General features: G+C 67.8%; 16 protein-coding genes. 5 read left to right on the top strand and 11 right to left on the bottom strand.

Going from position 1 to position 23,333, the window contains the following annotated elements; all coding sequences use genetic code 11:
* The first annotated feature begins 4 nt into the window (after positions 1–4).
* Positions 5–601 carry an NUDIX domain-containing protein gene (locus tag AB8808_RS10170; RefSeq protein WP_369929033.1) on the top strand — a complete coding sequence of 199 codons (597 nt, stop codon included), beginning with the start codon at positions 5–7 and terminating at the stop codon, positions 599–601.
* On the opposite strand, the gene AB8808_RS10165 is transcribed toward AB8808_RS10170, so the two are convergent.
* Positions 598–1,767, bottom strand: a complete 1,170-nt coding sequence (locus AB8808_RS10165; RefSeq protein ID WP_506193263.1) for a cyclic di-GMP phosphodiesterase — start codon at positions 1,765–1,767, stop codon at positions 598–600. The two genes, AB8808_RS10170 and AB8808_RS10165, sit on opposite strands and share 4 nt — an antisense overlap.
* A gap of 233 nt (positions 1,768–2,000) precedes the next feature.
* Here AB8808_RS10165 and AB8808_RS10160 point away from each other — a divergent pair, with 233 nt between their 5' ends.
* Both AB8808_RS10160 and AB8808_RS10155 read left to right on the top strand, forming a co-directional pair.
* On the top strand, positions 2,001–2,333 hold the full coding sequence (locus AB8808_RS10160; RefSeq protein WP_369929029.1) for a hypothetical protein: 333 nt from the start codon (positions 2,001–2,003) through the stop codon (positions 2,331–2,333).
* A gap of 55 nt (positions 2,334–2,388) precedes the next feature.
* Positions 2,389–3,507: a hypothetical protein gene (locus AB8808_RS10155; RefSeq protein WP_369929028.1), complete on the top strand. Its 1,119-nt coding sequence runs from the start codon at positions 2,389–2,391 to the stop codon at positions 3,505–3,507.
* 24 nt (positions 3,508–3,531) lie between these two features.
* Here AB8808_RS10155 and AB8808_RS10150 read toward each other — a convergent pair whose 3' ends face one another.
* Complete coding sequence (locus AB8808_RS10150) at positions 3,532–4,716, bottom strand: AI-2E family transporter (RefSeq protein WP_369929026.1); 1,185 nt, start codon at positions 4,714–4,716, stop codon at positions 3,532–3,534.
* A gap of 72 nt (positions 4,717–4,788) precedes the next feature.
* Complete coding sequence (locus AB8808_RS10145; protein ID WP_369929024.1) at positions 4,789–5,985, bottom strand: DUF2252 family protein; 1,197 nt, start codon at positions 5,983–5,985, stop codon at positions 4,789–4,791.
* A gap of 526 nt (positions 5,986–6,511) precedes the next feature.
* Here AB8808_RS10145 and AB8808_RS10140 point away from each other — a divergent pair.
* Complete coding sequence (locus AB8808_RS10140; protein WP_369929022.1) at positions 6,512–7,891, top strand: cation:proton antiporter; 1,380 nt, start codon at positions 6,512–6,514, stop codon at positions 7,889–7,891.
* On the opposite strand, the gene AB8808_RS10135 is transcribed toward AB8808_RS10140, so the two are convergent.
* The 5 genes from AB8808_RS10135 to AB8808_RS10115 all read right to left on the bottom strand — a co-directional run bounded on the left by AB8808_RS10135 (position 7,881) and on the right by AB8808_RS10115 (position 14,396).
* On the bottom strand, positions 7,881–8,963 hold the full coding sequence (locus tag AB8808_RS10135; RefSeq protein ID WP_369929020.1) for a lipocalin-like domain-containing protein: 1,083 nt from the start codon (positions 8,961–8,963) through the stop codon (positions 7,881–7,883). The two genes, AB8808_RS10140 and AB8808_RS10135, sit on opposite strands and share 11 nt — an antisense overlap.
* Before the next feature lie 5 nt (positions 8,964–8,968).
* A complete protein-coding gene (locus AB8808_RS10130) occupies positions 8,969–11,479 on the bottom strand; it encodes an FtsX-like permease family protein (protein WP_369929018.1) in 2,511 nt (836 codons plus the stop codon).
* On the bottom strand, positions 11,472–12,134 hold the full coding sequence (locus tag AB8808_RS10125; protein ID WP_369929016.1) for an ABC transporter ATP-binding protein: 663 nt from the start codon (positions 12,132–12,134) through the stop codon (positions 11,472–11,474). Before AB8808_RS10125 ends, AB8808_RS10130 begins: the two co-directional genes overlap by 8 nt.
* 30 nt (positions 12,135–12,164) lie before the next feature.
* Positions 12,165–13,913 (bottom strand): sensor domain-containing diguanylate cyclase, encoded by a 1,749-nt coding sequence (locus tag AB8808_RS10120; RefSeq protein ID WP_369929014.1) that lies wholly within the window; start codon positions 13,911–13,913, stop codon positions 12,165–12,167.
* Between the two features lie 78 nt (positions 13,914–13,991).
* The gene (locus AB8808_RS10115) at positions 13,992–14,396 is read right to left on the bottom strand and encodes a hypothetical protein (protein WP_036141688.1); all 405 of its coding nucleotides are present in this window, start codon (positions 14,394–14,396) and stop codon (positions 13,992–13,994) included.
* A 467-nt stretch (positions 14,397–14,863) separates the two neighbouring features.
* Between AB8808_RS10115 and AB8808_RS10110 the strand changes: the two genes are divergently transcribed.
* Positions 14,864–17,236 carry a TonB-dependent receptor plug domain-containing protein gene (locus AB8808_RS10110; protein ID WP_369929012.1) on the top strand — a complete coding sequence of 791 codons (2,373 nt, stop codon included), beginning with the start codon at positions 14,864–14,866 and terminating at the stop codon, positions 17,234–17,236.
* Here AB8808_RS10110 and AB8808_RS10105 read toward each other — a convergent pair.
* From AB8808_RS10105 to AB8808_RS10095, 3 genes are read right to left on the bottom strand one after another with little or no spacing between them, the layout of a single operon-like run.
* Entirely contained in the window at positions 17,224–18,819 is a 1,596-nt protein-coding gene (locus AB8808_RS10105; RefSeq protein WP_369929010.1) for a response regulator, read from the bottom strand. The two genes, AB8808_RS10110 and AB8808_RS10105, sit on opposite strands and share 13 nt — an antisense overlap.
* A complete protein-coding gene (locus AB8808_RS10100) occupies positions 18,812–19,660 on the bottom strand; it encodes a CheR family methyltransferase (protein WP_369929009.1) in 849 nt (282 codons plus the stop codon). The genes AB8808_RS10105 and AB8808_RS10100 overlap by 8 nt, the downstream gene beginning before the upstream one ends.
* The gene (locus AB8808_RS10095; RefSeq protein ID WP_369929007.1) at positions 19,657–23,112 is read right to left on the bottom strand and encodes a response regulator; all 3,456 of its coding nucleotides are present in this window, start codon (positions 23,110–23,112) and stop codon (positions 19,657–19,659) included. Before AB8808_RS10095 ends, AB8808_RS10100 begins: the two co-directional genes overlap by 4 nt.
* Positions 23,113–23,333: the final 221 nt, after the last annotated feature.

Raw genomic sequence — 23,333 nt, 5'->3', positions numbered from 1 at the left:
GCCCATGCCCCCGCTTGCCGAGCGTGTACGGATCGTCGAAAGCCACGTGCTCTCGCACGACTGGTACCTGTTGAAGAAAACCGTGTTCGATTTTCGTCGCTCCGACGGCAGCTGGCAGCGCCAGCAACGCGAAACCTACGACCGCGGCAACGGCGCGGTGGTGCTGCTCTACAACGAACGGGCGCGCACCGTGGTGCTGACCCGGCAGTTCCGCTTCCCCGCGTTCGTCAATGGCTACGCCGACCTGCTGATCGAGGCACCCGCCGGGCTGCTCGACCACGCCACGCCGGAGGAACGCATCCGTCTGGAGGTGGAGGAAGAAACCGGCTATCGCATCCACGACGTGCGCAAGGTGTTCGAGGCGTTCATGAGCCCCGGGTCGGTCACCGAGAAACTGCACTTCTTCGTCGCCACCTACGAGGCTTCGGCCAAGGTCGGCAGCGGCGGTGGCATCGCCGCCGAGGGTGAAGACATCGAGGTGGTCGAAACGCCATTCGACGAAGCGCTGGCCATGGTCGTCCGCGGCGAGATCGTGGATGCGAAGACGATCATGCTGTTGCAGCACGCCGCCCTGCATATCTTCGGCACGACGACGGTCTAGGGCAAGGCGAGCTCGGCCAGTTCGGCATCCGACCATTCGCCGCGCACTTCCTTGGCCGATACGCGATCGTCGCAGCCGGTTTCGCTGAGGTCGAGCACGAATGGCTCCACCCGGCGGCCTTCGACGATCGAATAGAACACACGGACGATCGGCTGGGTGAGTGCATCGCGCGAGCCGTCCAGCACCACGGCCAGGCGCCCCGACTCCAGCCGCACAAGGGCACCTATGGGGTAAACACCCACGGTGCGCACGAAGGCGCGGAACAGGCGCGGATCGAAATGGCCGTGCCAGCTCGCCATGCGCTGTATCGAGTGCGCCGGGTCCCAGGCTTTCTTGTAAGGGCGGTCCGAGGTGATCGCGTCGTACACGTCGCAGATGGCCGTCATGCGCGCCAGGCGGGTGATCTGCTCGCCCACCAGCCCGTGCGGATAGCCCGTACCGTCGAACTTCTCATGATGGTGCAGGCACGCATCCAGGGCCTCCGGGTCCACGCCGCCACGGCTCACCAGCAGGCGATGGCCCAGCTGCGGATGCCGGCGTACCTGGGAGGTTTCCGTCGCGCTGAGTTCGGCCGGCTTGTTCAGGACATCCAGCGGCACCTGAGACTTGCCGACGTCGTGTAACAGACCCGCCATGCCCGCCGCCCGCACGCGAAGCGCGTCGAGTTGCAGGTGCCGGGCGAAGCTGATCATCAGAGCGGCCACGGCCACGGAATGCATATAGGTGTAATCGTCCGCCGTCTTCAGGCGAACCAGGCTGAGCAGGGCCGAGGGATGCGACTCGATCGACCGCGACATGTCGTCGACCAGTTCGCGCGCCGCCGTGGCATCGATACCCCCGCCCAGGCGCGCCTGCTGGAACATCCGCACGACCACGCCGCGCGCGCGCTCACACAAGGCCTGGGCGGTAAGCACAGGATCGGGAACGGACGGCGCGAGTGACGCGCCCGGTTCTGCCACCGCCGTATCGCCCCCCGGCGCCAACGAAGCCGGGGCGGCGGGTGCCGGCGCCGTCACCAGTTCACCCAGCCCCTTGGACGTATCGATCCAGACCGTGGCGACATCCAGCCCGCGAAGCGTCGCCAGGTCGTCGGCGGTCTCTAGTAGAAACTTCGTACGCCAGAACGGATGCGACACCCAGGACACGCCGACGTCATGGACGAACATGCCGAGCCGGAGCTTCCCCGTCGGAATTTCCCTCAGCGACGACCCGCGCGTCCCCATCGCCCTGCCCCCAGACTGTGACCCCCGTCACGTTTGCAGGCTATCGGCACCGCACACAGGGACCTGAATAGGCCAAAAGTCATGGTTGGGCGCAAGAAGCTGCCGCAAGACCACACGAATGTCATCCCACATGCTTAGCATCGGCTTAGTTTTCGTCGATGCCCTGAGGATGTGCCATGTCCCCCCTGCCACTGTTGAGCACCATGGCTTCGGTCGCCGTGGTCCTGGCTTTCGTCGCGACGCTGGCGCCGCCGGCCTCGCGCAAGGCGACCTGCGCGGCGGCGGTCTTGGGTCCGGTACTTGCCTGGATGGCGTGGCGCCTGTTCGATGTCATCGCGCCGCTGGGCGCGACATCCGAGGCACGCGATCCCGTCGAAAGCCTCGACCTGTGGCTGCTGGCGGTCGCAAGCGTGCTGGGCCTGGCAGCGATTGGCTGCGTGCTGCGCGTCGGGCTCGTACTGGTGGGGCGCGCGAGACGGAACGGTCCGGAAGGCTATCCCGCCCGCTGACACGCGGGGGCAAGAACCGGGCGCTACACTGCGTCTTTCCCGTCAAGGCAAGCACGTGAATCCCAACGAGCCGGCCGTCGCCGATGGCGAACTCACGGCATTGCGCCTGATCGACATCGCCTACAGCATCGATCTTGCCCATGCCGAGCGGCTATGGGCCGAGCGTTCGGGGCAGGCCTTCAATCGCTCGCACCTGTCCACGCCACCCAAGGCCGTGTCCTTCGGTGTCGCACCCCTATGGCTGGCGCTGGGCGAAATCGCCTTTCCGCTCGCGGACCGCGACGCCACGGCGGTGCTCTCGGTACGGCTGTACGATTTCGGGGTGGCGGCCCTGTCGTTGCGCATCGCGGTGAAGGACCAGCCGTGGGCCCTGTTCGCGCAGGACGTGGAGACGCTCGATGCACGGGTAGGCGCCGCGGCCGACACGGCGTTCTGGACCGACCTGCTGGCCCGCGTGCGCGACGTCATCCTCCCCTCGCTGGACCGGCCTGCCACCAGCGCCATCGACGAGGATTACCTCATCGCCACCGTGCATGCCTTCGACACGCCGGTGGATGCGGAATCGCTGCGCAGCCAGATCGACCTGACCCAGGTGCTTTCCGGCGAAACCCGCCCGCTGTCGCGCGCGGCACGCAACGAGCTGCTGTCGCGCAGCTTCTCGTATTACGCCGACGACCTGGTGGTGCTGAACTGGGACCGCGCCTTCATCTACGAACCGCGCCGCGACACCGACGTGGCCGACGTGATCGAGGTGGCCAATGCGCAGCTGGTGGAACTGCGTTACTACGACACGTTGCTGGACGACGAGCTACCGCTGATGTACGACCAGGTGGAAAACGCACGCACCGCGGCCTCGCTGCTCGCCTCGCGTCGCTTCGCCTACCTTGCCCGGCGCCTCTACACGCTGGTGGCCGAGGTGACCGAGCTGACCGAGCGCGTGGACAACGCGCTGCAGGTCACCGAGGACGTCTACCTGGCGCGCGTATACAGCAGCGCACTGTCGCTGTTTCGCGTGCCGACGCTCAGTGCCTCGGTGGATCGCAAGCTGGCCATCGTGCGCGACACCTATGCGGCCCTCTATGAAGAAGCGTCGAGCCGACGCTCCGAACTGCTGGAAATCGCGATCGTCGTCCTCATCGTGGTCGAGATCGCAATTTCCCTGCTGCGACTCTAGATCGCCGTACGAAGAACCTTTTCTTCAGGGGTCGATGCCGTGCTTTTCGCCTTCCAGGAAGTGGCCGAAGGCGGCAAGCGGGCGGATGCGATCGCAGACGATCTTGGTGATGGCCAGCATGGGCACGGCGAGGATCGCGCCGGGAACACCCCACATCCAGTCCCAGAACAGCAGCGCCACGATGACCAGCACCGGATTGAGAGTGAAGCGACGCGCCAGCAGCATCGGGGTGACCGTCTCGCCTTCGATGATGTGGATGGCGCCGTAGAGGACCATCGGCATGAAGGCTTTCCAGAGCGGATCGAGGCTGAGCATGCCCACCCCGAGGAAGGTCACCACGCCCACCAGCGGCCCCAGGATAGGCACGTAGTTGAGCAGAAAGGCGACCGCCCCCCACAGGGCGGCATCAGGCAATCCGAGCGCCCACATGGCCAGCCCCGTGGCGACGCCCACCGCCGCGTTCATCACGGTGATCGTCACCAGATAGGACGACACATCGGACTCGACCTGTTGCGAGATGTCGATCACCTGGCGCTTGTCCTTGAAGCGCGGCATCACCTCCACCAGCCGGCGCAGGAAGGTGTCGCCGGAATTGAGCAGGAAGAACAGCACCAGGAACGTGGTCAGGAACTCCGAGGCGAACGTCTGCACGCCGGAAAGGATGGTCGACTGGATATCCGACGAACCCGCGGCGACGGGAGCCGCCTGTTTCTCGTCCGCCGTGCCGGCACCGGCACTGGCCGGAGTGCCACCACCCACCATGCCCTTGGCGTGGTCGAGCATGCCCTTGAGGCTGTCGAGCGGACCGCTGATCACCTGCACACGCTGCTGCAGACGCGGCAGGCCTTCGGGCAGGCGCTTGGCCCAGTTGCTCGCCGGACCGCTGAGCGCGCTGCCCAGACCGGCCAGGATGCCGAACAGCGCCAGGATCATCAGCAGCGACGCCAGCACCCGGGGCACCTTGATCCGCGCCAGCAGCCGCATCACCGGCTGGAGCAGCAGCTTGAGGATGAAGGCGAGCACCACGGGAAGGATGACTTCCTTGGCGACGAAGGCACCCGCCAGCACGGCAAGGATGAACAGACCACCGAGGAACACCGTCTTCGGGTCGCTCGGCAAGGGCATCTCGGCATCGTCGACGGCGGAGTCCAGCACTTTGGAAACCTCCGGTTCGACCGTCGGTTTCGTAGGCGGCGTGCTGCTGTTCATGGGTTCCCCTGAGACCTGATTGAGTTCGGTGCGGAGTGGAGCACCTCGTGTGAGGGCGCCGTGTGAAAGCCGTCAAGGCGCCGCTGTAGCGTAGCGCCGGCAATGTTCGAGATAGCCACCCTCGTGCGCCTGGACAAGTTCGACCACGCTGCGCCACAGCCACGACGGCGCATCGATGTTCGCCGGCCGGTTGCGCGCGAGTTCGCCCAGCCAGGTGCGGCGTTGTTCGCGAGTGAGCTGCGCCGCGTGCGCACGACCGACCACGTTGCCGAGGTAACGCGCCACGTCCATGGCCTGGTCGCCGTCCATGCGCTCGATATCGACCTTCAGGTCCTGCGGGCGCAGTTCGCGCACGAAGACCGACCTTCCCTGTACCCGGCCACCCAGCATGCGCTGGCCGAGATTGGGTGCGAGGTGCAGCGCGCCCTCCCTGACCCGCGACGCGTGGTCGCGTGGCATGACGGCATCGGTGCTGCGGGGCGCGGCCGCGCGCAGGGCTTCCTTCACATCGACCAGGCAGAGCTCACCCTTGCCCTGCCCGACGCGAACGAGCAGCGCATAGCGCAGGCGCCCGAGCGAACTGCATCCCTTGACCCAGTACTTGGCATCGACCAGTTCGATGGCGGCGTCGTCGGCGCGATGCACGATCTGCGTCACCAGTGAGCGCATGCCCTCCGTGGAAACCAGCGCATGCAGTTCCTCGCGCTCCTCGGCCGTGACCGGCCAGAAGCGACGCCCTTCGGGAATGACCGGATGGCTACCGTCGATACGCTCGCGCGCCAGGTCTTTCCAGCGACGCTTGAGCGCCGTCTTCATCACCAGCTTGATCGCGTCCGGTCGTTCGACCACGCGGTAAACCTTGCGGCCGCTGCCCATCGCGCGTTCGTAGCCGTCGATCAGCTGCTCCACCATGTGTGCCGTGACCACGCCCGGCAGGTCGGAGCCGCGCGCCGCGGTAGCAAGCGACACGGCCAGCCGGACGATATCGTGGGCGGGATTGCCGATCACGGACTGGTCGAGGTCGCGGATCTGGATGTCGATCCCGCCTTCCATGTCGGCCACGGGGCCGATGTTGCTGACATGGCAGTCGCCGCAAATCCAGAGATCCGGGCCCTTGGGCAAGGCACGCCCGGACTTCTCCAGCCATTCGTAGAACTGCACGGTGTTGCCACGAACGAAAGCGTGCGCCGACTTCGCCATTTTAAGGTTACGCATGGAGGCCAGCCGGGGAGCCCGCTCCTCCGGTGTGCGTGGAATCGTCTTCGCCATGCTCGCCTCGTAAGTTCTTGCGCACCATCGTGACGCGCATGCAGCCGCTCAGATTGACCATGCGACGGTGAAGCGTTCGAGACGGCTAAACGGTATGCCTTGATGATCGAGGGCTGGAAATGCTCGCGGTCGTTGATTGGCCACGGGGAGGAGGCGTCGGGGGGTCACCCTCTGCGCTCGGGCAGCGGCCGCAAGCGGCCGAACTCGCTCAGAGGATGCCCCCCCGACACCTCCCTCACGACTGAGGTAACGGGTCGGGAAAGCAACGCTCGCGACATCGCGCGCGGCGGATTCTCCAGGGCTCAGCGCCCTAGGTTGCCAACGCTTTGCTCTCCACCCAGATGGCCTCTGGCGTCGCAGAGGCGGCGGGTGGTTACGCTCTGAGCGAGTTCGGCCGCTTGCGGCCGCTGCCCGAGCGCAGAGTGTGACCACCCGGCGCCTCGTCGCCGCACCCTGCGAGTGACGGCAGCTCGGGCGTTGCCATCCCCTTCGCGGCTGTTTCATGCCCCAGGCGGGATGCTGACCCATGGGTTATCTCGGTTGGATCATCTTCTTCGGTGGGTTGCTGGTCGCCACCTCGGCTAGTGCGGGGTTCATCCAGCGAAGCCCGCTCACCACGTTTGCCGTTTACCTCGTCGCCGGGGCGGCCGTTGGCCCTGCGCTGCTTTCGCTGACCGCATTAGCCTTCGATGGCAGCAGCACGGGGTGGCTGCGCCCAGCGACCGAGATGGGCATGATCGTATCGTTGTTCATCACGGGGCTGAAACTGCGCCTGCCGTTCACCGATCGGGGCTGGCGCATGGCGATACGCCTGGCGCTGCCGGGCATGGTGCTTACCGTTGGAGGTGTCTGCGTCGTCGGGCATGTGGTGTTCGGCTGGTCGTGGCCGCTGTCGCTTGCCCTCGCGGCCATCCTGTCTCCCACCGATCCGGTGCTGGCCAGCCTGGTGTCGGTGGACGATGCACGCGACGACGATGCGCTGCGGGTCGGATTGTCCGGCGAAGCGGGTCTCAACGACGGCACGGCCCTGCCCTTCCTCGTCCTGGCGCTGGCCTGGATGACGGGTGAGGCAACCGGCGATCCGGGCTTCTGGCCGCACTGGTTCACCGTGGAACTGGGCTGGGACTGGGTCGGGGGTATCGGCATCGGTTTCCTGATCGGCTGGGGCCTTGGCCACATTGGCACTCGTTTTCGTCATGCCGCGCAGGGCGTAGCGCCGAGCGACCTGCTCGCGCTGGGCACCATGGCGCTGGCGTACGGCGCGGCGGAGGCATTGCATGGCTCCGGTTTCCTCGCCGCGTTCGCTGCGGGGGTGGGCCTGCGCCGCGTGGAGATGGGGGTCACCCATGGGCATCCGCCGGTGGACGAGAACGCCGAGGCACGCGAGGACGAGGGCGTCCGCGCACCGGCGGAATTCCTGGTCAATCCCAACGAACGCACGACGGCGGAAGCGGATCATCCAGCGCAGGCGGTGGGCTGGGTGGTATCCGATGCCTTGTCCTTCGGCGAGACCATGGAGCGGCTGATCGGCGCGGCGATGGTGTTCATGGTGGGCATCGGCGTGCTGCCGCTGTTTACCTTAGACGGGGTGCTGCTGGCGGCGGCCTTGTTCTTCGTGATCCGTCCGCTGGCCGTGTGGATCGCTACCGTACGTTCGGGTGCGCCATGGCAGAGGCGGTTGTTGTTCGGATGGTTCGGCATCCGCGGGCTGGGCAGCCTGAACTACCTGGCGTACGCGCTCGTCCACGGCCTGGCGGGGCCGCACGCACGCACCGCGGCATCCGCCGTCCTGACCGTCGTCGCGCTCAGCATCGTCGCGCATGGCGCCAGCACCACCCCGCTGATGAACTGGCGCAGCCGGGCACTCGCCCGGCACGAAGGCGAGAAAGGCGAAGCTAGAGGCTGACCTTGCTGCTGTAGCCCACCAGTTCCAGGTAGCCACGCCCGCCCTCGGTCTGCACGGCTCCCTCCCAATACACCGGGCCGCCCGTGCGACGCGTATCCAGCTCCTGGTCGTCGAACAGCGGGCGCAGGGTGAAGCGACGCGGGCCCGACGGCAGCGTCACCGTGACATCGGTCTCGACCGGGTAGTCCGCGGCGGTGCGCGGTGAGCGCCAGCGACGACGCGAAGCGAAGACGACATCCGCGGGACCGAACACCGTCACCTTGCCGTCCGCGGCCCGCAGGCTGCCGCCGGCCCACACGGCGTGGCCCTGCGCGTCGCGCACGCGGAATACGGTGAGGGCACTGCCGTCGTCCATGTTCAGGCCCGCCCAGTCCCAGCCGACCGACCGCGGATCCAGCAGGCTGGACGACCATTCGCGGTCGAGCCATGCCTCGCCGTGCACCGTTTCCTTGTGGCCGCCGCGCGAAAGACTGCCGGTGACCGCGAGATGCGGCAGGCTGAAATACGCGCTCGCTTGCTCCGGCAATGGCCCCTTGCGGCTGTAGCCCGCGTCGCCCTGCAACAGGGCGGGCTGCGTCGGCGTCAGTATCAGGTCCAGCGCGAACGCGTCGCCGTGCACCTGTGTGGTGAAGCGACCATCCGGCGTGCGATGCAGGTGCCAGTCGCCGAGTGTAAGGTCGGTGTCCTCGATGGACGCGCCGGCCAGACCGAAGCCTTCGCGCGCCAGTCGCTGCGCGTCCAGGAGATGGCCGGTGGCGGGATCGGACAACGCCACGTGCCCGACGATCGCCTGGCGGGGCGCGAAACGGCTGGGGTTGCCGTCGTCGTACGGCAAGCGGGAACGGAAGAAAGTGACCTGGAAACCGACCGGGCCGCCGCGGGTCTGCAGCCATCCGGTGACATACCACCATTCGGTCTTGTAGCCGGGATGCGCGGCGTGGTCGCGTGGGAGCACCACCGGCAATACCGGCGCGACGGCCGTGTACACCACACGCTCGGCCGCGTGGCACGCGCCGGCGATCACGCACGTGCCGACAACCATCCACAGCGCCAGCCGGCGCGGCCATGTCATCCGCATTACCAGTCCTCCCGCACGGCACGCACGGCATCGGTGGAAAGCACGCGGCGTCCGACCAGTAACGCCGTGCCGCCTGTCGCCACGGCCAGTGCGACGACGACACCGCCGAGCAACGGCCACGGCAACAGGGTATCCATCGTCCAGTGGAACGATTGCGGGTTCACCACCCGGATCAGCACCTGGCTCATGGCCAGGCCGAGGGCGACACCCGCCACGCCACCGACCAGGCCCAGCAGCGTGCCTTCGATCAGCAGCATGCGCGCAAGGTCGCCGCGCAGCGCACCGACGTGGCGCAACATGCCGAACTCGCGGATGCGCGACAGCACCTGCGCGCCGATGGTGGCCGCCACGCCGGCCAGGCCGACGCACACCGCGATGCCCTCGAGCAGGTAGGTGATGAGGAAACTGCGGTCGAACGCCCGCAGCGCCGTGCCACGAATGTCCGCCGGTCGGCTGACGGTCGCCGCCGTGCCGCCCGCCTGCGCGACCACGCGCAACGCATCCGCCACGGCACCGACCGGCGTACCCGGCATCACGCCGATGGATACGCCACTGCGCGAGCGGTCGCCGGTCAGTCGCGTATAGGCACGCTCGTCGATGACGATGGCGCCCTGCTGGCGGGCGTAGTCGCGCCACACGCCGGCCACGCTCGCCCGCGGCGATCCCGGCAGCGGCAAGGTCAGCGTATCGCCGGGCGCCCAGTGATAGAGGCGCGAGGCAGGCTCGGACACCCAGACCGGCAGGCTGCCGGACGGAGGCGTCCGCTGGGGGCCGATCAGCGCCAGCCGTGCGCCCGGTCCGTCGAGCGTCCTGACCACCAGGGTGACCGCGGGTCGACGCGCATCGAACTGCAACGGCACCTCTTTAAGGGTGCCCAGCCAGGCGACGCCCGGCACGGCGCGCATGCGTGCCTGGGTCGCGGCGTCGAAGCTGCCGCCCGCCCCCGTCCCCGCAACGACGTAGAGATCGGCCTGCAACACATCGCCCAGCCAGCGTTCCACGGAGCCCCGGAAGCTGGTGACCATGACCGCCATCGCCACCGTGAGCGCGGTGGAGGCGAGCACGCCCGCCAGGGCGACCGATGCCTGCGACGGCGCGCCCCACAACCGTGCGGCCGCCAGCCGGAACGCGACCGAGCGCACGGGCAGCAGGCGCAGCGGTGCCACCAGCAGCCGCGACAACCACGGCATCAGCATCACGCCACCGGCCAGCAGCAGGGCCATGGCGATGTAACCGAACAGGGCGATGCCGCCGACGGCGGGCAGCAACGACGCGCCGAGTGCCGCGGCCAGCAGCACCAGCGCCGGCCGCACCCGCGCGGGCGTGCGCGGATCGACGGCATCGCCGGCGTTCTTGATCGCGATGCCCGGCGCGATGCGCGAGGCCGCCAGTGCGGGCACCATGCTGCCCAGCACGGCCGCGCCGACGCCGAGCGCGCCGAAGACCAGTGCCGGCCAGGGCGCGAATACCAGCCGGGGCGCCTGGCCGTGGAAGTAGCCGCCGCCCAGGTCGCCGCCGAGCAGCGTCAGCGCCAGTTGCGCAAGTCCCAGACCCAGGCCGATGCCCGCCGCCGCACCAAGCAGGCCCAGCACCAGTGCCTCGCCCAGTATCTGGCCGAGCAGGCTGCCCTTCGCCATGCCCAGCACCCGCAGCAGGGCCAGTTGCGACCGTCGGCGGGCCACCGAGAGCGACTGCGCGGAATAGACCAGGAAGCCGCCCGTCAGCAGGGCGATCAGCGCCAGCATGTCGAGGTTGACCCGATATGCCGCGGACAGGCCGTCGTTACGGGCGACGTCGCTGGCGGCATCCGCGATCACCACGTCGGCCGGAAGGCTTTCGCGAATGGCCCGCCGGACCGCGGCACCATCGGCCGACGGTGCCAGATGGACGTCCAGCCGTTGCAATCTGCCCAGGGCGCCGAAACGCCACTGCGCCGCCGCGATATCCATGACGGCGCGCGGCTGCGCACCCTCGGGAAGGCTGCCGGCGATGCGCACTTGGCGGCTGCGCCCGTTGGCGGTGAGGGTCACTGTCTCGCCCGGCGCACGGCCGACGATCTTCTGGATGCCCTGGGAAAGATAGATCGCGTCACCGGCGAGCAGGCCGCCCATGGCACCGGCATCCATCGGCCCCGTGGCCTGTCCGGCGGGCGCCGGGCGCAACAGGTCGACGCCCTCCAGCGATACCGCCGTCGTGCCGTCGAGGGTGGCCGGCAACACCACCACGGGTGATACGTCTATGTCGGCCAGGCGCGCCACCCGCGGATAAAGCATCTCGTCGAAACCCAGCGGGCTGGCCGAACGCAGGGTGATATCGGCCGCTCCGCTGACCGAATGCACGGCCTTGTCGAACTCGCCCAGCGCCGAGGCGTTGATCAGGTGCACCGCGAAGCCGAGCGAGACGCCCAGCGCGATGGCCAGCACCGCGGAGAGCGCACGTCCGGGATAGGCGCGCCACTCGCTGCCGAGCAGCCAGCGTGCGGCCAGGGGCACCCGCCGGCGCTCAGCCACGCGGCACGAGACCGCGCTGCGACAGCACGAGGGTGCGATCCGCCGCAGCCGCCGCCACGGCGGAATGGGTCACCAGCAGCACCGCGGCGCCGGCTTCGCGCACGCGCTCGACGAACAACGCGAGCGTGCGCTCCGCGGTCTCGGGATCGAGGTTGCCCGTGGGCTCGTCGGCCAGGATCAGCCCGGGGCGGTGGACCAGGGCCCGCGCGACCGCCACACGCTGCAACTCGCCACCCGACAGTTCCCGCGGATAGGCGCCACCGCGGCCGCCCAGGCCCACCGCCACGAGCATGGCTTCCGCGGCCAGCAGCGATTCGCCCGCCTCGCGTCCCTGCAGGGCCAGCGGCAAGGCTACGTTGTGCGCCAGGTCGAGGTGCGGCAAGACGTGGAACGCCTGGAACACGAAACCGATGCTGTCGCGGCGCAACGCGGTGCGGGCATCGTCGTCCAGGCTGGCGATGTCGGTGCCGCCGATACGGACCTGACCCGCATCGGGGGTATCCAGCCCCGCGATGAGGTTCAGCAGCGTGGACTTGCCCGCACCGGATTCGCCGGTGACGGCGACGAATTCACCGGGGGCCAGGGCCAGGTCGAGGCCATCGAACAGCGTGCGCCCACCGGGCACCGTCTTGACCAGTCCGTCGACCGTGAGCATCCGGGATGACCTGCGGAAAACCCCAGTGTATCAATGCCGCGCGCTGCGCCGTGAATGCGCCCGCCCCGCATATAGCGCGCGGTCGGCCTCGGCGATCACGTCGTCCACGGTCGCGCCTGCCCGGCGCAGCGCGGTTCCGACGCTCAGCGACACGCCGGCCACGGCCTGCGCGCGGGCGATCTGGTCAAGTGCGTCGTCGAGGCGCCGGGGATCACGCAGGATCACGATGAACTCGTCACCGCCCATGCGCACCACCACGTCGTCCGAGAGGCAGGCGCCGCGCAGGATGTCGGCGACCACGACCAGCAGTTCATCGCCGCGCTGGTGGCCGTGCGTGTCGTTCACCTGCTTGAAGTGGTCGATATCCACGGCGATACACGCCCAGCGCATGTCGTCGGCCTGCTCGGCCTCGAACCCGGCAAGGTAGCGCCGGTTCATCGCATGGGTGAGCGCGTCGCGCGTGGACCAGTCCAGCAGGGTTTTCTCGTAACTCTTCTGGGCCGTGACGTCCTGGGCGTGGCCCAGCACGTAGGGGTCTTCCGCGTCGGTATCCAGCACGTTCTGGTAGCGCCAGTAACGGATGGAACCGTCCTGCGCCACCAGTTCGAACATGCCGGCATCGATGCGATGCTCCCGTATGCGCTCCAGATAAAGGTCCAGGTAGAACCGACGCTCCGGCCGCATGAAGTCGCCCAGGCTGCGACCGAGGATGTCACCCATGCCGTAACCGATCGAAGCGGCGGCGGCGGGATTGACCGCGAGCACGATGCCTTCCAGGTCGTGCGTGCAGATCAGGCCCAGCGAATACTGGAACAGCTTGCGAAAACGCCGCTCGCTCGTTTCCAGCGCTTGCATGGCACGGCGGCGGTCGGTGATGTCCTGCAGCGCGCCGGAAAGCTTGACGGGAATATCGTCCTCCCGTTCCAGCGCACCCACGGCACGCACCCAGATCGGCCGCCCGCGGGCCGTCACCATGGGCAGTTCCATGTCCCATGGCTGGTTCTTTTCCATGGCGGCGGCGATCGCTTCGGCCAGCAGCGGTCGTGCCTCGGGCGCGTAGTAACCCACCGCCTCGTCCAGCGAAGGCTGGTAGCCCGCCGCCACTTCGTGGATGCGGCAGGTCTGTTCCGACCAGCGCACCGTGCTGCTGGCCAGGTCGAGTTCCCAGCCGCCCACACCGGCCACGTTGCCCGTGCGATGCAGGAACGCCTCGCTGGCGCGCAGCTCCCTTTCGAGGTGGCGTGCGTGGGCCGACTCGCTTTCGGCGGCCTCGCGCTGGCGGACCAGTTCGGCGCGCTGCGCGATAGCCAGGCCGGCGGCATGTCCCAGGTGCTTGAGGACACCCACCTGCTCTGCGGACAGGCTGCCAGGCGCGCTGTCCATGACGCACAGCGCGCCCAGCACAGTGCCGTCGGCCAGGTCGATGGGCACACCCGTGTAGGCGCGGATATGGGGCTGGCCCATCACCAGGGGGTTCTCGGTGAAACGCGGATCGTCCAGCGTATCGGCCACCTCGAAAACCCGCCCGCTGTGCACCACGTGCTGGCAGAAGGCGTATTCCCGCGGTGCCGCGTTCGCACCCTCCAGGCCGACATTGGCCTTGAACCATGTCCGCGATGCGTCGACCAGGCTGAGCAGGGACATCGGGCGCCGGGCGACCAACGCCGCCGCGCGCACCAGTTCGTCGAAGACGGGCTCGGATGGCGTGTCCAGTATCCGCAAGGCATGCAGGGTGGCGAGGCGCTCGCTTTCCGTGATGCCCGTGACGCTCGGGGCCATTGCGTCGTCACGCTCCGCCAGGACCTCGGCTCCGGTATCGCGCCCACGGTGGCAAGATCGCGTCAAGACGACAGTCCTTCAGGGCTGCGAAGTAAGAAGTATGCCCTCGCCGGTCAGCGAACGCACCAGGCGAACCGAAGCATGACAGACAGCCACCGCGCCGCATGTGTCATGCGAGACCAGGGCGATCTCCAGGGCTTCGGCCTCGACGGCCACCTCCGACAACCCGCGCCGGCGACCGGCGCGCTGCAGGCGATGAGCGCGGAACGCCGCCTCGTGGATATCGTCGCGATGCAGGGCAGCGAACAGTGCCGAGGCCTCGGTAGCGGCATCGTGCCTGCCCCACCAGACGCCTTCGCTGATCCACGGCGCGGCGCGGCTCGCCAGCGACGCGCCGCCCGGCAGCGCAAAGACTTCACCGAGACGACGCTGGAGCGTCATCCGCCAGACCAGACGTTCCACCAGTTCGCGCAGCACCACCATGTCGCCTCTCCCGATCCCAAGGCCGGCAAGCAGGCCGGCAGGGAGCAGGAAGCAAGAGCCGTGCCGTAAAAAATCCAATCGAATTCAACGGCTTGGATATTCGGCCTCCGAAGACCAGGTCAATCGCTGGCCACTTTCGTCACTTTTTTGCCACCGCAGGCAGGTCGCCCCGGGCGGGCGGGCCACGTTGACATTCGCAGGATAGTGCACGAGCATGGATTTTCATTCGGCCTTCCAGACGTCCATAAGCCACGACGCTTCCGGGGAAAAATCCATCGTGACCACGCAGCAGCCCATCCACACGCCTTCCCCGATCGCCCTGCCGATCGTGGCGTGTCGCTGTTGTCGTAGCTGACGTTTCGCCGCCGGCGCGCGTCGCCGGCACGGCACACCTCCCCGGTCATCCGGCCGCCCGGCGCTTTCGCGTCGGCACGAGGCCGACCCTGAAAAACCAAGGAAAACGCCCCATGAAGCATGCCCTGCCCGTGCGCCTTTCGCTGTCCGTCCTTGCGGCGGCCCAGGTCTATTCGTCCGCCGCGCACGCCCAGGACGACACCACGAAACTGCAGACCGTGGTGGTCACCGGCACGCGCTCGGTCGATCGCAGCCAGAGCAGTTCGCTGTCGCCCATCGATGTGGTGTCGGCCCAGGACCTGCAATCCTTCGGCGATACGCAGCTGGGCGCGATCCTGTCGCGACTGACACCCTCGCTCAACTTCCCCCGCGCACCGGGCAACGATGGGTCCGGCATCGTCCGTCCGGCGGCTCTGCGCGGCCTGTCGCCGGACCAGACACTGGTGCTGGTGAATGGCAAACGCTGGCACACCAGCGCCCTGCTGAACCTGCAAGGCGCGCTCGGGCGGGGTTCGGCGCCCGCCGATCTCAACGCGATTCCCGTCTCGGCGATCGACCATATCGAGATCCTGCGTGACGGTGCCTCGGCGCAGTACGGCTCCGATGCCATCGCGGGCGTCATCAACGTGGTGCTCAAGGGCGCGGCGGGCGCGGGTACCAACACCGCCAGCATCACCACGGGGCGCTACAGCGCTGGCGATGGCCGGCAATGGCAAGGCGAGGCCAGCCTGGGCGTGCCGCTGGGTGGCGACAAGGGCTGGGCACGCCTGAGCCTGGTCCAGGGCCATGCGGACGCGACCAACCGTGGCGGCCGCGACTATCGCGACCCGTCGTCGCCGGTCTATGGCCAGCACACGCAGCGCATCGGCGAGCCGGATATCCGCAATCACCAGGCCCTGCTGAACGTGCAGTACGCGCTCACGCCCGGCGTGGACGCCTACGCGTTCGCCAGCACCAGCAGCCGCGAGGGCACCTCCCCTGCCCTGTTCCGCACCTACGACAGCGCGCGCAACGTGCCGTCGATCTATCCCGATGGCTACCTGCCCCTGAACGATGTGCGCTCGATCGACAGCGCGCTCGTGGCGGGGGTGCGCGGCACCACGGCGCACGGATGGCGCTGGGACATCAGCGGCAACTACGGCCGCGACCGGGTCGGCATCGATCCGATCCACACGCTCAACGTCGACCTGGGCGATGCCAGTCCGACACGATTCAACGCGGGACGACTGACCGCCACGCAGAAGGCCTTCGACGTGGACCTGGCGCGCGATCTGGAGGTCGGCTGGTTGAACAACCCGTTGACGCTGGCCTTCGGCCTGGAATACCTGCACCAGCAATACACCATCGACGCAGGCGGTCCGGCCTCGTACGTCGGCACCGGCGCGCAGGGGTTCCCGGGGTTCCAGCCGGGCGACGCCGGAACCCACAGCCGCCACGACGTCGCGGAATACCTGAGCCTCGAAAACCAGATCACCGATAAACTCAGCGGGTCGCTGGCCGTCCGCCACGAGTACTACAGCGACTTCGGCCATACCACCTCGGGCACGGTGTCGGCCCGCTACGACTTCACCGACGCCTTTGCGCTGCGCGGCACGGCGGCAACGGGGTTCCGCGCACCGTCCTTGCCGCAGCAGTTCTACACCACCACCTCGACCAACGTCATCGGTGGCGTGCCGACGCAGATCCGCAACTTCGCGGTGAACGATCCCGTGGCACGCGCCCTGGGCGCTGAGCCCCTGAAGCCCGAGAAGTCGCACAACTACACGCTGGGCGCGGTGTACGCACCAGGCGCCTGGACGCTATCGCTGGACCTGTACCAGATCACTATCGGCAACCGCGTGGTGCCCTCCGAGAACCTGGTGGGCGATGACGTGCGGGCCTACCTGGACGGCCAGGGTTTCGCCAACATCCAGGGCGGCAGTTATTTCACCAACGCGCTGAAGACGCGTACGCGTGGCATCGACCTCAGCGGCGGCTATCGCCTCGACCTGGGCGACGCCGGCAAGCTGCAATTCACCGCGGCCTACAACCGCAACCACACGTCGATCCTGTCGGTCGCGCCCAACCCGGCATCGCTGGCGCAGAACGGGCTGGAACTGGTGCGCGTCGGGCACATCGCCCAGGGTTACATCACGCGTGGCGCGCCGCGTGACAAGATCGCGCTGGGCACCGACTACGGCTGGGGGCACTGGAACCTGCACGGCGCCCTGACCCGCTACGGCGAATTCACCGTGAACCAGGACCCGGTCAGCAACCCCGGTTTCGACCAGGTGTTTCCCGCGCGCTGGCTGCTCGACCTGTCGGCCAGTTACGCGACCCACGGCTGGACCTTCACGGCCGGCGTGGACAACCTGACCGACGTCTATCCGCAAAAGTACAAGGCCGGTAGCGACGGTGCGGTCGGCGGCACGTGGCCGTATCCCGACTACTCGCCGTTCGGTTACAGCGGTCGCTACCTGTACACGCGGGTGGCCTATCGCTGGTGAACGGCCTGGGCCGTGCCACGGGTTACGCTATCGAGCGCTTCCGCCAGTTCGGCCGCACCGACCGGCTTGACCAGGTGGCGATCGAAACCGGCGCCCGTACTGGCCAGCTTGTCGGATGCCTGGCCCCAGCCGGTCTGCGCGATGATCGGCAGGTGGCCCAGATCGGCATGCTGCCGGAACGCCCGGCACAGGTCGTAGCCGCTCATCGCGGGCATGCCGACGTCCAGCAGCATCACATCCGGCTGGAACGTCCGCGCCGCCGCGATGGCCTCACGCGGGTCGAGCACCACCTGGTGGCGGTGTCCCATGTCGTGCAGCAGCCAGCCGAGCGTCTGCGCGACATCCGCATTGTCGTCCACCACCAGCACGTTGAGCGGCCGGCGATGCGTCTCCCCGGGGGCGTGCGCGGCGGTTTCGTCGACGTCGGGCTCCAGCGGCAACAACGGCAGCCGGACCGTGAAGCGACTGCCCTGGCCCTCACCGCCGCTGCTGACCGCGATGCTGCCCCGGTGCATGCCCACCAGTTGCCTGACCAGGGCCAGGCCGATGCCCAGCCCCCCCTGCGAGCGGGTGAGGTGCTCACCGACCTGGGTGAACAGTTCGAAGATGTTGGCCTGCATGGACGCCGGTATGCCCATGCCGTTGTCGGACACCACGATGACCACCTCGTCGCCTTCGCGGAAAGCCTCGACGCCGAGCTGCCCCCCGGTCGGCGTGTACTTGGCGGCGTTGTTCACCAGGTTGCCGACCACCTGGACCAGGCGCGTCTTGTCGCCCTCCAGCCACATGGGCTGCGGCGATACGTCCACGCGCAGCGCGTGCCTGCCACCGTCGATCAGCGGATGGCTCGCTTCCAGCGCCGCGTGCACGATGTCGGCCACGGTTACCTTCTGCCGCTGCAAGGTGATCTTGCCCTGGCTGACCCGCGATACATCCAGCAGGTCGTCCACCAGCCGCACCAGGTGCACCAGCTGGCGATCCATCACACCGTGGATCTGCTCTACACGCTCCGGCGAAGGGTGGCCACGCAACACGTCCAGGCCCATGCGCAACGGGGTGAGCGGATTGCGCAACTCATGCGCCAGGATGGCCAGGAACTGGTCCTTGTAGCGATCCGAGCGGGTCAGCGTTTCCGCGTAGGCCTCCAGGCGGTCACGCTGGTCGGCGATCTGCTGCTTCTGGCGATAGAGGTCGAAGAAGACGTTGGCCTTGCTGCGCAGGATGTCCCACTCGATGGGCTTCTGGATGAAGTCCACCGCGCCGGCTTCGTAGCCGCGGAACTTGCGCTGGTTGTCCGTCGTGCTGGCCGTCAGGAAGATGATCGGCACGTTGCGCGTGCGCTCGTTGCCGCGCATCAGCTCGGCCAGTTCGAAGCCGTCCATGCCGGGCATCTGCACGTCCAGCAGCCCCAGGGCCACATCGTGCACCAGCAGCAGCTCCAGGGCTTCCTCGCCCGATCGCGCCTTCAGCAGCACCAGGTTGTCGCGTCGCAGCAGGGCCTCGAGCGACAGCAGGTTGTCGTCGAGGTCGTCCACCAGCAGGAAATACACCGGGCTCAGGGTGGCATCGGCTTCTTTAAGCATCGTCTGACGTCTTCTGGTAGATCCTTTCACCCGGCACGAAATCCTGGAAGGCGGCGGCCTGGCTGGAGAAGCGGATGCTCTCCTTGGAGCCCAGCCCGAGGAAGCCCTTGCGGATGAGGGAATCGTTGAACAGTTTCAGGGTACGGTCCTGCAGGGTGTTGTCGAAATAGATCAGCACGTTGCGGCAGGAAATCAGGTGCATCTCCCCGAACACGGCATCGGTGACCAGGCTGTGGTCGGAGAACACCACCCGCTCGCGCAGGCTGCGGTCGAACGTGGCCTTGCCGTAACCGGTGGTGTAGTAGTCGGACAGCGAGGACCGCCCGCCCGATTGCTGGTGGTTCTCGGTGAAACCACGGATACGGTCTAGGTTGTAGACGCCCGAGGCGGCCGCTTCCAGCGCGCCGGGGTTGATGTCGGTGGCGTAGAACAGCGTCCGCTGTTCCAGCCCTTCCTCGCGGAACAGGATGGCCAGCGAATACAGCTCCTCCCCGCTGCTGCACCCGGCCACCCACACCTTCAGCGAGGGATAGGTGCGCAGGTGCGGCACCACGTGCTCGCGCAGCGCGCGGAAATACGACGGGTCGCGGAACATCTCGCTGACCTGCACGGTGAGATAGGCGATCACCTGCGGCACCACGGCCGGATCGTGCAGCAGGCCCTCGAGCAGCGCCGAGTAGGTGCGGTAGCCCAGCCGGTCTCGCAGCTGTTTGAGGCGCCGCTTCACCGAGGCGCGGGAATACCCGCGGAAGTCGTAGTGGAAACGCTGGTACATCGCCTCGAGCAGCAGCTCGATCTCGATGCCCTCGACGCGGTCGGCCTGGGCGGCGGGCGAAGTCATCGGGCCAGCCATACGCGCACCAGTGACAGCAGCTTGTCAACGTCCAGCGGCTTGGCCATGTAGTCGCTGGCACCGGCGGCCAGGCAGGTGTCCTGGTCGTCCGGCATGGCCTTCGCGGTCAGCGCGATGATCGGCAGCTTCCGCCAGCGGTGGTCCTCGCGGATGTGCCGTGTCGCCGTAAGCCCGTCCATGACCGGCATCATCACGTCCATCAGCACCAGGTCGATCGGCTGGCCGTCGGGCTCGCCAGAGCGCGCCAGCGCATCCAGGGCTTCCTGGCCGTTGCGGGCCACGGTGAGCGTGCAGCCGCGCGGCTCCAGGATGTTGATAAGCGCATAGACGTTGCGCACATCGTCTTCCACCACCAGGATACGGCGGCCTTCCAGCAACGCGTCGCGGTGCTGGGCCTGCTCGATCATGCGCTGCTGTTCCGCGGGCAGGTCGGTCACCACCTGGTGCAGGAACAACGACACCTCGTCCAGCAGGCGCTCCGGCGACTTGGCGCCCTTGATGATGATCGAGCGCGAGTAAACGCGCAGCCGCGATTCCTCCTCGCTGGTAAGGTCGCGCCCGGTGTAGACGATCACGGGCGGGAACGCATGGATGCCTTCCGCACTGAGGTTTTCCAGCAGCGTGAACCCCGACGCATCGGGCAGCGACAGGTCCAGCACCATGCAGTCGAAGGTCTCATCCTTCAGCAGGCCAAGGCACTGCGCCGCGGTTCCCGCTTCCACGGTCTCCACGTCCACCGAGGCCAGCAGGCTGCGGATGGCATCGCGCTGCACGGCGTCGTCCTCCACCACCAGCACGCGCCGGACATGCGTGGAGAGCCGCGCGTCGAGCTTGTCCAGCACCTCGACCAGCTCCGTTCGCTGCACCGGCTTGACCAGGTACCCGATGGCGCCCATCGACAGCGCGGCATGGGAATGGTCTTCGGCGGACACCACGTGGATGGGGATATGCCGGGTGCGCACGTCGCGTTTGAGGATGTCCAGTACCGACAGGCCGGACTGGTCCGGCAGGCCGATGTCCAGCACGATGGCATGCGGCAGGAACTGCCGGGCCAGCGCCAGGGCTTCCTGTGCGCTGGTGGCGACCAGGCAGCGGAAACGCATCTCGCGGGTCAGGTCGAGCAGGATGCGGGCGAACGCTTCGTCGTCTTCGATCACCAGGATGACCCGCCGTGCGTCGTCCTCGGCGTCGCGATCGTCGGGAATGCGCTGGGCCAGCGCCGACGCGGCGGGCGGGATCGGTGCGGTGGGCGGCGCGGCAGCCGACGGCGTCCGTGCCGGCGGGCCGGCGTCACCGGCGGCGCGGATCGGCGACGAAACGGCGGCGCTATCGCCGACCGGTGCCTGGGCCGGTAGCGTGAGCGTGAAGGTGCTGCCCTTGCCGGCCTCGCTGTGCACGGCGATGGTGCCGCCCAGCAGGCGTGCCAGTTCGAGCGAGATCGAAAGACCCAGGCCGGTGCCCCCGTATTTGCGGCTGATGGTGCCGTCCGCCTGCTGGAACGCCTCGAAGACGCGCTGCTGCTGCTCGGCCGGGATACCGATGCCGGTGTCGCTGACCGCGAACACCACCTCACCCTGCGCACCCGCGGCCACGTCGAGCGTCACGCCGCCCTGCTCGGTGAACTTGAACGCGTTGGACAGGAGGTTGCGCAGCACCTGCTCCACACGCTGGCGATCGCTGTCCAGCACGGCGGGACACGCCGGCGACATGGTGACCTCGAACGACAGCCCCCGTTGCTGGGCGACGGGCTGGAAGCCGGGCACTAGGCCCTTGACCATCGCGTCGATGGTGAACGGCTCCGGACGGATGGCGATATGCCCGGCCTCGATCTTGGACAGGTCGAGGATGTCGTTGATCAGCGTGAGCAGGTCGTTGCCGGACGAATGGATGGTGCGCGCGAACTTGACCTGTTCCTCGGTGAGATTGCCCCGCGGGTTGTCGGCAAGCAGCTTGGAAAGGATCAGCGCCGAATTGAGCGGCGTGCGCAGCTCGTGCGACATGTTGGCCAGGAAGTCGGACTTGTAGCGGCTGGCGCGCAGCACTTCCTCGGCCTTTGCCTCGACCTGCAGGTTGGCACGCGCCAGGTCGTCGCGCTGCACCTCCAGCTGGCTGGCCTGTTCTTCAAGATGCGCGTTGGTCTGCTCCAGTTCGGCCTGCTGCTGTTCCAGTTCGTGCTGGGACTGCTTCAGCGCCTGGCTCTGTTCTTCCAGTTCCTCGTTGGAGGCGCGCAGTTCTTCGCTCTGCTGCTGCAGCGAATCCGACTGGCGGCGGGTTTCCTCGAGGAGGCGGTTGAGCTCGGCACGGTAGGTGGCCGAGCGAAGCGCCACGCCGATGTCCGCGGCCATCTCGCCGAGCAGGGCCATGGTGTCCTCGTCCACGGGCCGGAAGAAGCCGAGTTCCAGCACGCCGTTGACCTCACCGTCCACCACGCTGGGCAGCATCAGCAGCTGGCGGGGTTTGTCGCTGCCCAGTGCGGAGCCGACCGACAGGTAGCCGTCGGGTACGTCGCCGACGACGAGCAGCCGGCGTTCGGCCACCGTCTGGCCCAGCAGGCCTTCCGGCGGCACGAAGCGCTTCACCGTCTCGTTACCCGGCGCCAGGCCGTATTCACCGATGCGCTCGTAGACAGCGCCGGTATCGACGAACATGGCGCCCGCCTGCGCATGCAGGAAGCGGGCGAGGAAGGCGAGGATGTTGCCGCCCAGTTCGTGCGTGCCCTGGTCGCCCTGCATCGCGGCAGCCAGGCCGAGTTGCCCTTCCTGCAGCCACTCGTTGCGCTGGCGCGAGCGCGAGGCGCTGCGGATCAGCACGCCGACGAACACCGTCAACGCCACGCCCAGCAAGGCGCTGAGGATGCCGCCGGTGAGCGCGCTGCTGTAGGCGCTGCCCATCTCCGCGACGCGCGCGTCGCGCTGGGCCAGTTCCGCGGTCTGCATGGCGGCCAGCTGGGAGCGGATGGCATCCATGGCCGCCTTGCCGCGATCGCTGTTGACGACGGCCACCGCCGCGTCCGTGCCCTGCGTGCGGCGCAGTTCGATGGTTTCCTTCAGCTCCGCCAGCTTCTCGTTGAAGCGGATGGTCAGCGCCCTCAGGCGCGCCTGCTGCGCGGCGTTGTCCTTCACGTCCTCGCGCACGGCATCCAGCCGCGACGCCGAACTGGCAAGCGCCGCACGGTAGGGTTCGAGGTAACGATCGTTGCCGGTGAGCAGGAAGCCACGCTGCCCGGTTTCGGCATCCTGCGCGGCCGAGAGGATCTCGCTCAGCCCCGTGACGGTCTGCTGCGAATGGATGACCTTCTGGTTGTTCTCGCGGATGCTGCCGATGTTCTGATAGGCGAGAAACCCGGTGATCACGAAAAACACGACCACGGCGCCCAGCGCCAGCGACGTCCGCCGATCCATCTTTCTGGACCGTGCCGCGCCGGAAACCTTAGAAGTCATACCGCCCCTGTCCAGAACCGTGGTGATAGCTGCCTAAGATATCATGACGGCGCGCCTGGTCGAGCCGAGAGGCGCCGTTTTGCACACCGCTTGCCCGGCTGCGCACGCTCGTTTTTTCACCGGAATTTCACGTCGAACGACACTCGTGTGCCGTGCAGCGACCGCCACGTGTCGCGCATCATCAGGGCGTCGTCAACGTTTGAACACCGATCGTTCAACTC

Source organism: Xanthomonas sp. NCPPB 2632 (assembly GCF_041228075.2).
Lineage (GTDB): Bacteria > Pseudomonadota > Gammaproteobacteria > Xanthomonadales > Rhodanobacteraceae > Luteibacter.
Note: the sequence above shows the minus strand (reverse complement) of the source record. Positions and strands in the feature narration are given on the sequence as shown.